The sequence below is a fragment of the Bradyrhizobium sp. INPA03-11B genome (assembly GCF_040446015.1).
GTDB classification, from domain to species: Bacteria; Pseudomonadota; Alphaproteobacteria; order Rhizobiales; family Xanthobacteraceae; genus Bradyrhizobium; species Bradyrhizobium macuxiense_A.
This window is the reverse complement of record NZ_JASGSR010000042.1, coordinates 1-14,999: the sequence shown is the minus strand read 5'-3', so window position 1 is coordinate 14,999 and position 14,999 is coordinate 1. Positions and strand designations below refer to the sequence as shown.

Sequence of the window (14,999 nt, the reverse complement as noted above, 5' to 3'; positions counted from 1 at the left end):
AACGGCTCGTCTACAAAATGTGTGTAGCCAACATGAGGGGAACGTCAGATGAGGAATCGCAGTAGAACTGGCCTAACGCGTCGTGCGCTGCTCGGCAGTGGCGTTGGCGCCGCCGTCGGGTTCGTGTCGCGGCGGGCAACGGCAGCTTCGCCCGGCAAGGTGCGGGTCGGTGCGATCAATCCGAGCAGTGGCGTTCTGGCGTTTCCGGGTCAGGCGTGCGTCCGCGGCATCGACCTCGGCGCCAAGTTCGCCAAGACGAAGTTCGGAATAGACATGGAAATCATCCATGCGGACACGCAAAGTAGACCGGAGAACGGGCGAATTGCAGCCGAGGATCTGATCCGGCAGGGCTGCACGGTCCTCATCGGGGCCTGGGACTCGGGCGCGACCATATCCGCGCTGCAGGCCGCGGAAGCCGCGAAGGTTCCGATGGTGGTGCACATCGCGAGCGCGACCCAGGTCACGTCTCAGGGCTTCACCCAGGTCTTTCGCTACTATCCCACGTCGCTGACGGTCGTCAGGAAATCCCTGCTTGAGTTGAAGGCGCTGTTGTCGTCACTCAAGGATGCGCCGACGAGTGCTGCCATCATGCATCTCAACAATACGATGGGGCAATCAACCGCGGCAAGCATCGATCAGGCCTGGAAGGAGATCGATCTCCCCTTGAAGATCAGCCAGTACATTCCCTACGACGAGAAGGCCAAGGATCTTTCGGTCGAAGTCGCCAAGGCGAAAGCCTCGGGCGCCGACGCGCTGGTGTCGGTGACGCGCGTCAACGACGCCATCATGATCGTCCGGGAATGCGTCAAGCAAGGGTGGAATCCGAAAATGATCTTCTCCCCCAACTCAAATGGCGTGCAGGACAAGGCGTACTACGATGCGCTGGGCAAATACGGTGACGGCGCGATCCTTTCGACGTTCTGGTACAATCCCAAGGCTCCTGACGCCGCAGCGATTCTCAAGCAATTTGCATCCGACTATCCAAACGACTGGCTTGATGCGAATTCCGGATGCGCGTTTGAAGCGGTACAAATCGTTGCGGATGCCGTGAGCCGCGCCGGGTCTGCCGAGTCCGCCGCCGTCCATGCTGCGCTTAAGGCGACCGATATGACGCCGATCCTGATGTCCAGCGGCAAAATCAAGTTCGATGCCAATGGTCAGAACATGGGAGGCGACGTCACCATCCTGCAAGGGCAGAACGGCAGGCCTCGGGTCATCGCGCCGCAAGCAGTGGCCGAAGCGGGGTTCCAATACCCGCTGGCTCCATTCAATTCGAGGTAAGGCAGCACGGGCTGCGGCCTCGGCAGATGGCGCTGGGGCCGCAATCTTCCGGGTAAGGCCTCTATGCGGACGGCTCGCGAGCGGCAAAGCCAGACCGCTCGGCGAGGAAACGGCGCGGGCTCTTGCCCATTGTCTTCTTGAACATCGTGATGAAGGCGCTCGGCGTTTCATAGCCGAGATCGAGCGAGACGGCCTGGACCGAAGATCCGGCCGATAGTCGCTGGAGCGCAACCATGATGTGAAGGCGCTGTCGCCAGCGTCCGAACGTCATTCCGGTTTCCTTGAGCACGAGGCGGGCAAAGGTGCGCACGCTCATCGCATATCGGGCGGCCAATTCCTCGATCGTACTGCGGTCGCCGGGATCGTTGAGCAGCGACGTGGCGAGCTGCTGCAGCCGGCTGTCGGTGGAGATCGGCAGGTACATCTGCTCGGTGGACATCTGCACCAGTTCGTCGAGCAGGACACGTCCGAGCCGGCTGGTCGGGCCGTCGAGCGGGTACAGCGGTGGAAACACGGCGAGCCGATGGATCAATTCGCGGACCAGCGACGAGATCGTGAAGGTGCAGCAGGTGCTGGGAAGCATGCTCGCCTGCGGGTCGATAAAGACAACGTAGACCTTTCCGTTGTCCGACACGCAATTGCTGTGCATGACGCCGGCGGGGATCCACACGGCGCCTTGGGGCGGTACGATCCACAATCCGTTAGGCGACCGACACATGACCGATCCATGAGAGGCGACCACTAGCTGCCCCTTCTTGTGCGAGTGCAGCGGAAGCTCGTCGTTATCCTCACCCGTCTCGATGCAAAACGAGACGATCGGCCGGTCGAATTGGTCCGGATCGACCGGATCGTAATTGATCCGAAGATCCGGGAGGACCATTCTGGCCAAACCGTGATCAATGTCGGTAATGGGGAACGTGTTCATCGAACTCGCTCGTCAATGGCTGCAGTTCCAATTCGGCCCGGCGGACGATAGGCCTCGTGTCGCCTCCCATTGCTGAGGATAGTTCGCGGAGCGATGTTCGTCACGGAAAAGTCGGGGACGGGAACGAGAATCTTGGCAGCGAGCTTGTACATCGGCGCAAGCGGTCCGAACGCGATATCGTAGGTCAATGACGTTCTGGCACAACAAGGTGTCGGCAAAGCCGGGCAGTTACACGGTCTTCGGCACAGAATTTCGTAGCGGACGCGCGATGGTCCTGTCGCTGAGGTTGATCGTGAGATCCTCGATCGAACGCACATTTCAGTGTGGCGAAATATCGCTACCGTTCGTTTCCTCCCTTGACTTGGCCCGGCTTTATCGCCGGGCCACTTTCGTGACCATCGTCACTATCGACAAAAATCCTACGGTGACTGTCTTCATGATGTTCCTAAGGCTTCCGGATTGTAGTCTCCATCTGCACGACGGCGGCTTTGGTCGGCCTAACGCCGGATTGTGATGATACGCCGGCGGAGGCCGCCCAACCACTTCTCCGTCGCGCTGTGGGCGGCGTTGAGGGCTTTGAAGTCGCTCTTGCCGCCGTCGGAACCGAGACATTGCCAATCACGAGCCGTTGCTGAGGTCGGCACGTTGGCGACGGTCCATGCGGTCGACTGCAACGGGAGCCAGGGCCGGCAGCGAGGCTGAATGCGCATCCCATGTGCGTCTCTGCTCACCGCGGTAGGGGTTGGCCCGCCAGCGAAAAGGAGCCGAAGGTTTCGAGCAAATGAGCGATGTCTGCTGCGCCTGGTACCGAATGATCCAACCCCATGTCGGTTGCCGCGGAGATCAATTCGGACGAGCCGCGATTAACGTCTGCTCGACGCAGGAGGGCCGAACAGATACAGCACGTATCTGGTGCGGTGATCCCTTCGGCGCCAACACAAACGAGCTAGGTTATTGATTTCCTTGGTGGGCCCGGCAAGACTCGAACCTTCAACCAGACCGTTATGAGCGCTGGGAAGAGGGGCGATATCGTTGATTTTCCTTCGAGTTTATCTTGTGTTCGGCTGCGTTAGTCGCTCTTGGTGAGATCGCTTCTGGTGCGAATCTGATGCGGTTGGCCAGGAGCGGAAACTTGGATGAGTTGTTCGTGGCGCCGTGCTTGTCGCTCATGGCGCAGACGTTTGCATCACGAGCGAAAGTTCGAATGCATCCTACAGCCAAAAGTGGTGGCTTCTTGCCCAATCAACTATATGGATTGGCTGCCGCGCCGTCACCTGATGCCGCCAGTCCGCGATATCTTTGAGTCTATCTGGTACGGGACGACTCCCCTTTCGATTGTGCCCACGTCAAGTGGATGCCCAATCGGCGGTAGTGCGCGGTGACGACAATCCTTGCGTTCGCAGGCTCTGCATCCCGGGCCGATAGGGTCGATCGCATCAGCGTCGTCCAGATCCAAGCCCATTGAGTAGACTGTCGCGCCTGCATAGGCAATTTCGCAACCGAGCCCGACTGCAACCGCGCGCGGACGGTTGAGAAAGGACCCCGCGGAGAGGCTCACGGTCCGAGCTACACAAAGATACTTCGTCCCATCGGGTGTTGCAGCCAGCTGGACCAAGATGCGGCCAGGATGCGAGAACGATTGGTGCACGTTCCACAGGGGGCAGGGGCCTCCGAATCGGGCGAACTGGAAGCGAGTGGCGCTGCTGCGTTTCAGGACGTTTCCAGCGATGTCGATCTTCAGGAAGTAGAACGGAATTCCGGGCGAGTCCCGCCGTTGAAGCGTGCTCAAGCGATGGCAGACTTGTTCAAAGCTCGTACCGAAGCGTCGTTGAAGGCGTTCTATGTCGTACCGAACTTCGCGCGCGGTAGCGAGGAATGGTCCGTACGGCATCACCAGCGCACCGGCAAAGTAGTTGGCGAGCGCGACGCGCGCCAGCGATTTGGCCTCCTCATTGCTCAGTCGCGCCTGTTTGACCTGGCGCTCGATGCTGCCCTGCTGCTCAAGGAGGCCGATGACGTGAGCAATCCAGAACAGCTGGCTTTCCAACGGAGCATCCTGCGACAGAAAGAGCGTCTTGGCGTTGTTATCGAGCCGCCAGATTATCCCCTTGCCGAAATCCTCCGGAGCTCGCTCTGTTCGGATTCCATACACGTCACGCAAATACCTGATGAAATCTTCGCTGCGATTCTCCGGATGGAAGTTTCTTACTTCAGCAAGTCTTTCCGCGGCGCGGTCAATCGCATCAAAATAGTTTCGCTTGGATTGCACCCAATCCCGAACCTCATCGTAGGGAAAGCGGCTCGCAGCACCCACATCGCTCTGAGCGACGCGCGATTGCAGGGAGCGATGCTCCTCTTCGAGCGCAAGATAGCCGCGATAAAGATGGAGAAAGCGCTGCGCGATGTCGGGGGCGACCCTTACCGCCGCGCTCGCCTCGTCTGCCGCGATTGCGGACCCAAACAGTGGGTCGCTGGCGCTTTCCCGCAGTTCGCTTGCGAGCCGCAAATCGTCGTCGGCCGCGAAGTAATTCGTTTCTATGTCCAGTAACCGACTGAGCCCCATAAGCAGCTTGCGTGTGATTGGCCTCTGGTCTCCCTCCATTTGGCTTAGATAGCCGGCCGAAATCCTAAGAGCATCTGCGAGCTCCGCTTGTGTCATTCCGCGTTGCTCGCGCAGCCGCCGCAGCCGGTCGCCGGCAAATATCTTGTGATGCTTCACTTTGCAAACTTTACAAAGAGCGCGATGATGTCAGCAGTTATACGCAATTCCTTGCTCCTCCCACGGCGCCAGTTTTGCTAACTTTGCATACATTGGACCGGGGTGCAAAGGCTGCTGGTTCGCCGACCAGAGGCCGGTCAGCCGCCTTACGCGTGGGTGGGTCAGGATGACCTCCAGGTCGGTCGGCGAGGGCGCACGCCGGCAATACGCTCAACCAAGGCTCGTTCTGTGAAGAGAGCGTCTCTCGGATCGCAGGTCGAGCCCGATCGCGAGGGCACAGGTTATCGTGACTACTTTGGCTGAACTCGAAGAGCGGCGCGCCGGCGCCAGGCTGGGCGGCGGAGAAAAGCGCATCGAGGCGCAGCACGCCCGCGGGAAATTGACCGCCCGCGAGCGGATCGAGCTCCTGCTGGACAAGGGCTCGTTCGAGGAATTCGACATGTTCGTCGAGCACCGCTCGATCGAGTTCGGCATGGAGAAGACCAAGATCCCCGGCGACGGCGTCGTCACCGGCTGGGGTACCGTCAACGGCCGCAAGACGTTCGTGTTTGCCAAGGACTTTACGGTTTTCGGCGGCTCGCTGTCGGAAACCCACGCGCTGAAAATCACAAAACTTCAGGACATGGCGATGAAGGCGAGGGCGCCGATCATCGGCCTCTATGACGCTGGTGGCGCGCGCATCCAGGAAGGCGTCGCCGCGCTCGCGGGCTATTCCTATGTGTTCCGCCGCAACGTGCAGGCCTCGGGCGTGATCCCGCAGATCTCTGTCATCATGGGCCCCTGCGCCGGCGGCGACGTCTATTCGCCTGCGATGACCGACTTCATTTTCATGGTGAAGAACACCAGCTACATGTTCGTCACCGGCCCCGACGTGGTGAAGACCGTCACCAACGAGGTGGTGACGGCCGAGGAGCTCGGCGGCGCCTCGGTGCACGCGACGCGCTCCTCGATCGCCGACGGCGCATTCGAGAACGACGTCGATGCGCTGCTGCAGATGCGCCGGCTGATCGACTTCCTGCCGTCGAACAACACCGACGGCGTGCCGGAATGGCCGAGCTTCGACGACATCGGCCGGGTCGACATGTCGCTCGACACGCTGATCCCCGACAATCCGAACAAGCCCTACGACATGAAGGAGCTGATCCTGAAGGTTGTCGACGAGGGCGACTTCTTCGAGATCTCGGAGACCTTCGCCAGGAACATCGTCACCGGTTTCGGCCGTATCGCCGGCCGCACCGTCGGCTTCGTCGCCAACCAGCCGATGGTGCTGGCGGGCGTGCTCGACTCGGATGCCTCACGCAAGGCCGCGCGCTTCGTGCGGTTCTGCGATGCCTTCAACATCCCGATCGTCACCTTCGTTGACGTGCCGGGCTTCCTGCCGGGCACCGCGCAGGAATATGGCGGCCTGATCAAGCACGGCGCCAAGCTGCTGTTCGCCTATTCGCAGTGCACGGTGCCGCTCGTCACCATCATCACCCGCAAGGCCTATGGCGGCGCCTTCGACGTGATGGCGTCGAAGGAGATCGGCGCCGACATGAACTACGCCTGGCCGACCGCCCAGATCGCCGTGATGGGCGCCAAGGGCGCGGTGGAGATCATCTTCCGCAGTGACATCGGTGACCCCGACAAGATCGCTGCGCGGACGAAGGAATACGAAGACCGCTTCCTGTCCCCCTTCATCGCCGCCGAACGCGGCTACATCGACGATGTCATCATGCCGCATTCGACCAGGCGGCGGATCGCGCGGGCGCTCGCGATGCTCAGGGATAAGAAGGTCGAGATCCCCGCGAAGAAGCACGACAATCTGCCGTTGTGAGGAACATGTTCAAACGAATCCTGATCGCCAACCGCGGCGAGATCGCCTGCCGGGTCATCAAGACTGCGCGCCGTATGGGGATTGAGACGGTTGCCGTCTACTCCGAGGCCGACCGCGACGCGCTGCATGTCGAGATGGCCGATGAGGCCGTGTTGATCGGCCCGCCCGCCGCGGCCGAGAGCTATCTGTTGATCGACAGGATCGTCGAGGCCTGCCGCAAGACCGGCGCGGAGGCCGTGCATCCCGGCTACGGCTTCCTGTCCGAGCGCGAAGCATTTCCGCGCGCGCTTGAGGCCGCCGGCATCGTCTTCATCGGCCCGAACCCCGGCGCCATCGCCGCGATGGGCGACAAGATCGAATCCAAGAAGGCCGCCGCGAAGGCCAAGGTCTCGACCGTGCCGGGCCATCTCGGCGTCATCGAGGACGACAAGCACGCGGTCCAGATCGCCGATGAAATCGGTTACCCCGTGATGATCAAGGCCTCCGCCGGCGGCGGTGGCAAGGGCATGCGCATCGCGCATTCCAAGGCGGAGGTCGCCGAAGGCTTCAACCTCGCCAAGGCCGAGGCGAAGTCGTCGTTTGGCGACGACCGCGTCTTCATCGAGAAATTCATCGTCGATCCCCGGCACATCGAGATCCAGGTGCTCGGCGACAAGCATGGCAACGTGATCTATCTCGGCGAGCGCGAGTGCTCGATCCAGCGCCGCAACCAGAAGGTCATCGAGGAGGCGCCGTCGCCGCTGCTCGACGAGCAGACCCGCCGCAAGATGGGCGAGCAGGCGGTCGCGCTGGCCAAGGCGGTGAACTACGATTCGGCGGGCACCGTCGAATTCGTCGCCGGCCAGGACAAGAGCTTCTACTTCCTGGAGATGAACACCCGCCTGCAGGTCGAGCATCCCGTCACCGAGCTGATCACCGGCGTCGACCTCGTCGAGCAGATGATCCGCGTCGCCGCCGGCGAGAAGCTCGCGATCGCGCAGAAGGACGTCACGCTGACCGGCTGGGCGGTGGAATCCCGCGTCTATGCCGAGGATCCGTTCCGCAACTTCCTGCCCTCGATCGGCCGCCTGGTGAAATACCGTCCGCCGGCCGAGGCCAGCCATGACGGCATCACCATCCGCAACGACACCGGCGTGCAGGAGGGCGGCGAGATCTCGATCCACTACGATCCGATGATCGCCAAGCTCGTCACCCACGCCTCGTCGCGCGCCGCGGCGATCGAGGCGCAGGCGACCGCGCTCGACGCCTTCTATGTCGACGGCATCAGGCACAACATTCCGTTCCTGTCGGCGCTGATGAACCATCCGCGCTGGCGCGAGGGCCGGCTCTCGACCGGCTTCATCGCCGAAGAATTCCCGAAAGGGTTTTCCGCGCGTGCGCCCGAGGGCGAGATCGCGCGGCGGCTGGCGGCAGTCGGCGCCGCCATCGATCATGTGCTGGGCGAGCGTAAGCGGCAGATCTCGGGCCAGATGGGCGGCCGCGTCGTGATGCGCGAGCGCCGCCGCGCGGTCTGGCTCGACCGTGCCGAGATCGCGCTCGATGTCGCGCGCGAGGCGGACGCCATCGCGGTGCGCTTCATCGGCACCGACGGATTGCCCGGCAATCCGCACAATCTGGTGTCGGGCTGGGTGCCGGGCGAGCCGGTCTGGCAGGGCACCATCGACGGCAATTTTGTCGCCGTGCAGGTGCGGGCGATCAACAACGGCTTCCGCCTCGCACATCAGGGCTTTGAGGTCCCGGTCTATGTCTTCACCGAGACCGAGGCGACTTCGGCGCAGCTGATGCCGGTGGTCTCGGCCGCTGACACCGGCAAGAAGTTGCTGTGCCCGATGCCTGGTCTTGTGGTGTCGATCGCGGTGACCGAGGGGCAGGAGGTCAAGGCCGGCGAGACGCTCGCGGTGGTCGAAGCCATGAAGATGCAGAACGTGCTGCGCGCCGAGCGCGACGGCACGGTGAAGAAGATCCACGCCGCCGCCGGCGCCACGCTCGCGGTCGATGCGCTGATCCTGGAGTTCGCTTAGAGCCGTTGGAGCATCAGCAAACGTGGCGGATGAAGGAGGCGCTCGTGTTTCCCGATGAGTGGAAGAAGATTGCAGAAAAGGAACTAAAGGGCGATCCCGCTGCGCTCGTGCGCGAGACGCCTGAGAAGATTGCGGTCAAGCCCGTCTATACCGCGTCAGATCTGGCTGGCATCACCCATCTGGACTCGTTACCCGGAATGTGGCCGTTCGTTCGTGGACCGCGTGCGACGATGTATAGCGGCCGGCCGTGGACAATTCGGCAATATGCGGGATTTTCCACTGCGGAAGCGTCGAACGCATTCTATCGCAGTGCGCTCGCCTCGGGACAAAAGGGATTGTCGGTGGCGTTCGATTTGGCCACACACCGCGGCTATGACTCCGATCATCCCCGTGTCGTCGGTGACGTCGGCAAGGCTGGGGTCGCTATCGATTCAGTCGAGGACATGAAGATCCTCTTCGATGGCATCCCTCTCGGGGAGATCTCCGTCTCGATGACCATGAACGGCGCGGTGATTCCGATTCTGGCGACCTTCATCGTCGCGGCTGAAGAGCAGGGCGTTCAACGCGAGGCGTTGTCCGGAACGATCCAGAACGACATTCTCAAAGAGTTCATGGTTCGAAACACCTATATCTATCCCCCGCAACCATCGATGCGCATCATCGCGGACATCATCGCCTACACGGCGCGTTACATGCCGCAGTTCAATTCGATCTCGATCTCGGGTTACCACATGCAGGAAGCCGGGGCGACGCTGGTCCAGGAGCTTGCCTTCACACTCGCCGACGGGCGCGAATACGTTCGCTCGGCGCTTGCCAAAGGGCTCAACATCGACGATTTCGCCGGGCGGCTGTCGTTCTTTTTCGCGATCGGGATGAATTTATTCATGGAGGCCGCTAAGCTGCGAGCCGCCCGACTGATCTGGTCGCGCGTGATGGCGGAGTTCCAGCCCAAGAAGCAATCCTCCTTGATGCTGCGTACACACTGTCAGACTTCCGGAGTGTCCCTTCAGGAGCAAGATCCGTACAACAACATCGTACGCACAGCCTACGAAGCGTTGGCTGCGGTGCTGGGCGGCACCCAATCCCTGCATACCAACTCGTTCGACGAAGCGATTGCGCTGCCAACCGAATTTTCGGCGCGGATCGCTCGCAATACCCAGCTGATACTGCAGCATGAAACCGGAATCACCGATGTCGTCGACCCACTCGCCGGCTCTTATTATGTGGAGCGCCTCACCGATGAGCTCGCGCGCGAGGCATGGCAGCTCATGGAAGAGGTCGAGAAAATGGGAGGGATGGCCCGAGCAATTGCGACCGGGTGGCCCAAGCGTTTGATCGAAGAATCGGCCACGCGAAAACAGGCCGCCGTCGACCGCGGAGATCAGGTGATCGTCGGCGTCAATCGCTTCCGTCTCGATCATGAAGAACCGATCGATATTTTGGAGATCGACAATTCATCCGTCCGCGCTTCTCAGATCAGGCGTCTCGCCAAGACCAAGGAGATGCGGGCGACTGAGAGAGTTCGTGCAGCGCTGGCGGCGATGGCTCAGGTGGCCCGAACGGGCGAGGGAAACCTACTCGAGGCGGCGGTCGAAGCCGCCAGGTCGCGCGCCACTGTCGGTGAGATGTCGGACGCAATGCGAGAGGCTTTCGGCGTCCATGAAGCGATCCCGGCAGTTGTCTCGGACGTTTACGGTCAGGCTTATGCAGGTGATCCCGAGTTCACCAACCTCGTATCCCGGGTCGCCGAAACCTCGCGGGCCATCGGCATGCGCCCGAAGATCATGATCGCCAAGCTAGGCCAGGACGGGCATGATCGAGGCGCGAAAGTCATCGCGTCGGCGTTCGGCGATGTCGGTTTCGATATCATCGCCGGTCCGTTGTTTCAGACGCCTTCCGAAGCGGCTGTGATGGCGGTTCGCGAAGGTGTGCATGTGCTCGGCGTTTCGTCGCTCGCAGCCGGTCACAAGACGCTCGTCCCGCAGGTTGTGGAGGAACTTGCGGCGATTGGGGGAGGCAACGTCATTGTCGTTTGCGGCGGAGTTGTGCCGCGGCAGGATTACGATGAGCTATTCCGCAACGGCGTTGCCGCTGTTTTCGGGCCAGGTACCAACGTGCTCGAGGCGGCCAGGACGGTTCTCGACCTCATCGAGGGTAAGCGAAGCAACCGTCTTTGACCGAGGGGAGTTCGATGAATGGGCTTGTCCCTACTCGATCGATTGAATCTCGGCGCGATGCGCGGTGAGGGACGGGCTTCACGTCGCGAGCTTCGCTCGTAGAAAGTCCCGCAGGCAGGTCGCTACCGTTCGAACCGGGGCCGATCGCTTCAGGTCCGTATGAAAGACGAGCCATACTTCGCGTTGTGCGATCTTCTCCCGCCGGGCCCGTGCGAGGACCGGATCTCCGGCGGCGATAAAGTCGGGCAGTGCGGCGACCCCTCCGCCGGCATGAACAAGCGCAACCTGAAGCTCGAGGGTACTCGACCGGAGCGCCAGCGGCTTATCGCCAGCAACGCGGCGGAGGGCGGCTTGCTGGGCAGCGCCTTCCAGGACTTCGTCATAGCCGATGAACGTCCAGTCCGAAGCGCTGGTGGTCTCCAGATAAGCCCGGCTCCCGTACAAATGGAATGTTACCGCACCGACCTTCGAAGCCGTGAGGTCGCCTTCGATCGGGCGGCTGAAACGTACAGCAATATCAGCTTCGCGCTGGTTGAGTGACGAGTAGCGCGTCTCGGCCAAGACTCGGATTGTAAGCCTGGGGTGCGACCGGCGCAGGTCGACAATCGGCTCCGCCAGCATTGTGGCCGCGAGTACCGGTGTTGCGCTGATGGTGACTTCCCCGGAGACCTCTGCTCGTTCGCCGGAGGCCGTTCGCTCAATCGCTTGGGCCTGTGCATCCATCGGCCCGACGAGACTAGCGACGCGCTTGCCCGCCGCGGTCAGCAATAGTTGCCGCCCACGACGGTCCACCAGTCGCAGCCCAAGCTCCTGCTCCAGCGCCGCGATACGGCGCGCAATGGTCGCATGCTCGACCGCGAGCAGACGTGCCGCGGCGGAGAGCGTGCCGCTGCGCGCTAGGGCGGCGAATGACTTCAGGTTTTCCCAGTCGGCCATTGTGCAAAAATTCACATCGACTGCGAAGTTCTAGCGAATTCACAGCGAAAAACCAGCCCACCAATATGAGGGGGACAGAGCACAATTTGGGAGGCCGCGGATCATGCTCGATCTCTATTACTGGACCACGCCAAACGGCCACAAGGTGACGATCTTCCTCGAGGAGAGCGGCCTGCCGTATCGCGTCATTCCGGTCAACATCTCGACAGGTGAGCAATTCTCGCCCGAGTTTCTCAAGATCGCGCCGAACAACCGCATTCCCGCACTGCTCGATCGTGAGCCCGCTGGAGGCGGAGAGCCGATCTCGCTTTTCGAGTCTGGGGCCATCCTACTCTACCTCGCCGAGAAGATCGGGCAGTTCGTTCCGGGCAATGCCCGAGCTCGTGCGGACGTACTGCAATGGCTGTTCTGGCAGATGGGGGGTCTCGGACCCATGGCCGGGCAAAACCATCATTTCGTTCAGTATGCACCGGAGCGCATCCCATACGCCGTGGCGCGCTACGTGAATGAGACCAATAGGCTCTATGGCGTACTCGACAGGAGGCTTGCAGACCGCGAGTACATCGCCGGCGCCGACTACACGATCGCCGATATGGCGTCCTACCCCTGGATCGTGCCGCACCAGCGGCAACAGCAGAACCTGGATGATTTCCCTCATCTGAAGCGCTGGTTCCGTGCCGTGCAGGAGCGGCCCGCCACGTTAAGGGCCTACGAGCTTGCCCAAACGATCAACACCCAACCGACAGTGACCGAGAACGCGAAATCCGTGCTGTTCGGACAAACGGCATCGCGCGATCGAGGTCGGATCTGAGTCGGCAACATGATCGCGCTGCTGGTCATCTTAAGCCAAATCATGCCCGTCATTCGAGTCCGCATCCAAACATTGTTTCACAAAGCGAGGAAAAAACATGACTGTCACACATCCTGTTGAAGCGGCTCCCGCGCCGGAGCGGCGATCGATCGACTACAGCAAGGTCCCGTACCAGCTGCCGCAGCCCATGGGTATGCTCGCCGACACTCTCGTTGCTTCGGCGCTCGACCTAAATGGGGACGAGCGCCTGTGGGTGCCGCAGGCGAAAGATGTCTCATTCAAGCCGCTGCTGCTCAACGTCAGCCAGGGCTATTTCATCAACCTGATCCGGGTGCGCGCCTCGGGCGTCGTGTCCCGCCATCGGCACGCCGGTCCGGTTCATGCTTTTACGCTCCGCGGCAAGTGGCACTATCTGGAGCACGATTGGATTGCATCTGCCGGTGACTACTCCTTCGAGCCTCCCGGTGAGACACACACCCTCGTCGTGCCTGAAGACGTGGCGGAAATGGTGACGTTGTTTCACGTCACCAGCGGCTACACTTATGTTGATCCTCATGGCGTGGCGCTCGGTTACGAAGATTCCTTCACCAAGCTTGAACAAGTAAGCCGGCACTACAAGAAAGTTGGAATCAGCGAGGAGTACATCAGGAGGATGGTCCGATGACGACGCGCGCAACAGTTAACGTCGATGGAATTCCGATCAGCTACCTGGCGGCTGGCAATAACGGCCCGTTGGTGCTGATGCTTCACGGTACGTATTGGAGCCGCGTCTGGCAGCCTGTGCTCGACGATGTCGCCGCGGTCGGGCTGCGTCCAGTCGCCGTCGACTTCCCGGGCTTTGGACGATCCGGAGGTGCACTCGAAGGAGCGGATGCATCGGTTCCACGGTTGGCCGCCTGGATTCCTCGCTTCCTTGGCGCGCTCGGTCACACGGGATCGGTCATGGTCGCAGGTCACGATATCGGAGGCGGCGTCGCACAGTGTCTGCTGGTCAACGGCGCTGTTGAGGTCTCACGCCTGGCGCTGGTGAATGCCGTGATGTACGATTCCTGGCCGGCGCCGACGGTCGCTCGCTTCCGCGATCCGGCGGTGGCCGCTGCAACCTCGACTGAGGATGTCGTGGCGGCGCGCCGGGAGGCCGTTGCCAAGGCGCTTGCGCGGCCGGCGAGCGAGGCTGAGATGGCGGAATATCTGCAACCCTGGGCCGATCCGCGTGTCGCGCGGTCGTGGTTGGCGCTCGCGGGCGCGGCCGACCATCGTTACACGAGCGAGCTCCTACCTGAGCTCGCTCGCTCGAACGCGCCCAAGCTGCTGGTCTGGGGCGAAGATGACCAGTTCCAGACGATTGACTATGCCGAGAGGTTCGTCCGCGAGATTCCGGCAAGCAGGCTGGTTCGGGTCAAGGCGGCCGGCCACATCCCGATGGAAAACGACCCGCAAGCGGTGGCTCGCGCCCTTGCCGAGTTCTTTGGCAAGGCTTGAGGGTTCGCGGCGCGGCGGTTGCCGAAAGTTAGGGCGCCGCCGCGTCGAGCATCTGTGTCGTCGTCCAAGGCGATGTTTGGCATACACTTGCGCCTCTCAGGGAGGCGTCAGCAAGCAGCGCGAAGGATAGCCATGACATCGGCTACCGTTTCAATCGGGCGCAAGTTCGCTTTGACAAACGCATTGTTCAGGCTTGTCTCCGCAACCCGAGGCAGGGTGCCTTCATCTACGCCGAGTTGCGATAACCGTGTCGGGAGCCGAAGCGATTCGATGAAACAGCGGACCGCATCCGCAGCTGAGTTGCCCGGTACGCCAAAAATCACCGAGAGCTCGGCCTGCTGTGCGGAAGATACCGGTGCATTAAAGGCAAGGACGGCGGGCAGCAGCACGCAGGACGTCATGCCATGCGGGACGCCGGCGATCGCTCCCAACTGATGTCCAAGTCCGTGACTGGCGCCGTAGCGAACCCGGCCGATGCTGGAACCCGCGAGCCAAGTGCCAAGCTGGCAACGATGACGGGCCTCGACGTCGGCGGGATCGCTGTGCGCTGCACTCAGACCTTCGCGCAACAGCGCTAGTCCGCGCATGGCGAGGGCGTCGGTAAACGGGTTGCCGTCTCGCGAAAGGACGGTCTCAATTCCATGATCAATGGAGCGTATCCCGGTCGACAGCCAGAGATCGAGAGGGGTCTGCGCGCCGAGCCATGGATCGTAAACAATCATGTCCGGCGCCAGGCTATCGGACATGAAGATGTGCTTTAGCCCGGTTTCGACGTCAGTCGCGCCGGCGATGATTCCGAATTCAGCCGCCGAAAGCGTGGTCGGTACAGCG

General features: G+C 61.6%; 12 protein-coding genes. 8 read left to right on the top strand and 4 right to left on the bottom strand.

Going from position 1 to position 14,999, the window contains the following annotated elements:
• Positions 1-48 precede the first annotated feature (48 nt).
• Positions 49-1,281: an ABC transporter substrate-binding protein gene (locus QMZ05_RS19250; RefSeq protein WP_353702171.1), complete on the top strand. Its 1,233-nt coding sequence runs from the start codon at positions 49-51 to the stop codon at positions 1,279-1,281.
• Positions 1,282-1,342: 61 nt separating this feature from the next.
• Here the strand turns inward: QMZ05_RS19250 and QMZ05_RS19245 are convergent, their stop codons facing one another.
• Complete coding sequence (locus tag QMZ05_RS19245) at positions 1,343-2,206, bottom strand: helix-turn-helix transcriptional regulator (protein WP_353702170.1); 864 nt, start codon at positions 2,204-2,206, stop codon at positions 1,343-1,345.
• 187 nt (positions 2,207-2,393) lie between these two features.
• On the opposite strand from QMZ05_RS19245, the gene QMZ05_RS19240 reads away from it, so the two are divergent.
• On the top strand, positions 2,394-2,720 hold the full coding sequence (locus tag QMZ05_RS19240; protein ID WP_353702169.1) for a hypothetical protein: 327 nt from the start codon (positions 2,394-2,396) through the stop codon (positions 2,718-2,720).
• Positions 2,721-3,476: 756 nt separating this feature from the next.
• Here QMZ05_RS19240 and QMZ05_RS19235 read toward each other — a convergent pair.
• A complete protein-coding gene (locus tag QMZ05_RS19235; protein ID WP_353702168.1) occupies positions 3,477-4,925 on the bottom strand; it encodes a short-chain fatty acyl-CoA regulator family protein in 1,449 nt (482 codons plus the stop codon).
• Between the two features lie 286 nt (positions 4,926-5,211).
• Here QMZ05_RS19235 and QMZ05_RS19230 point away from each other — a divergent pair, with 286 nt between their 5' ends.
• From QMZ05_RS19230 to scpA, 3 genes are read left to right on the top strand one after another with little or no spacing between them, the layout of a single operon-like run.
• On the top strand, positions 5,212-6,741 hold the full coding sequence (locus tag QMZ05_RS19230; RefSeq protein WP_353702167.1) for an acyl-CoA carboxylase subunit beta: 1,530 nt from the start codon (positions 5,212-5,214) through the stop codon (positions 6,739-6,741).
• Positions 6,742-6,746: 5 nt separating this feature from the next.
• A complete protein-coding gene (locus QMZ05_RS19225) occupies positions 6,747-8,762 on the top strand; it encodes an acetyl/propionyl/methylcrotonyl-CoA carboxylase subunit alpha (protein WP_353702166.1) in 2,016 nt (671 codons plus the stop codon).
• Positions 8,763-8,791: 29 nt separating this feature from the next.
• Positions 8,792-10,939, top strand: a complete 2,148-nt coding sequence (gene scpA / locus QMZ05_RS19220) for a methylmalonyl-CoA mutase (protein ID WP_353702165.1) — start codon at positions 8,792-8,794, stop codon at positions 10,937-10,939.
• 78 nt (positions 10,940-11,017) lie between these two features.
• Here scpA and QMZ05_RS19215 read toward each other — a convergent pair whose 3' ends face one another.
• The gene (locus QMZ05_RS19215) at positions 11,018-11,875 is read right to left on the bottom strand and encodes a LysR family transcriptional regulator (protein WP_353702164.1); all 858 of its coding nucleotides are present in this window, start codon (positions 11,873-11,875) and stop codon (positions 11,018-11,020) included.
• Positions 11,876-11,978: 103 nt separating this feature from the next.
• On the opposite strand from QMZ05_RS19215, the gene QMZ05_RS19210 reads away from it, so the two are divergent.
• The 3 genes from QMZ05_RS19210 (at position 11,979) to QMZ05_RS19200 (ending at position 14,168) form a co-directional block, all read left to right on the top strand.
• On the top strand, positions 11,979-12,686 hold the full coding sequence (locus QMZ05_RS19210; RefSeq protein ID WP_353702163.1) for a glutathione binding-like protein: 708 nt from the start codon (positions 11,979-11,981) through the stop codon (positions 12,684-12,686).
• A 193-nt stretch (positions 12,687-12,879) separates the two neighbouring features.
• Positions 12,880-13,350, top strand: coding sequence for a 2,4'-dihydroxyacetophenone dioxygenase family protein (locus QMZ05_RS19205; RefSeq protein ID WP_353702209.1), 471 nt, complete (start codon positions 12,880-12,882; stop codon positions 13,348-13,350).
• Positions 13,347-14,168 (top strand): alpha/beta hydrolase, encoded by an 822-nt coding sequence (locus tag QMZ05_RS19200; RefSeq protein ID WP_353702162.1) that lies wholly within the window; start codon positions 13,347-13,349, stop codon positions 14,166-14,168. The genes QMZ05_RS19205 and QMZ05_RS19200 overlap by 4 nt, the downstream gene beginning before the upstream one ends.
• Before the next feature lie 107 nt (positions 14,169-14,275).
• Here QMZ05_RS19200 and QMZ05_RS19195 read toward each other — a convergent pair.
• On the bottom strand, positions 14,276-14,999 hold a 724-nt coding region (locus QMZ05_RS19195; RefSeq protein ID WP_353702161.1), incomplete at its 5' end, for an iron-containing alcohol dehydrogenase.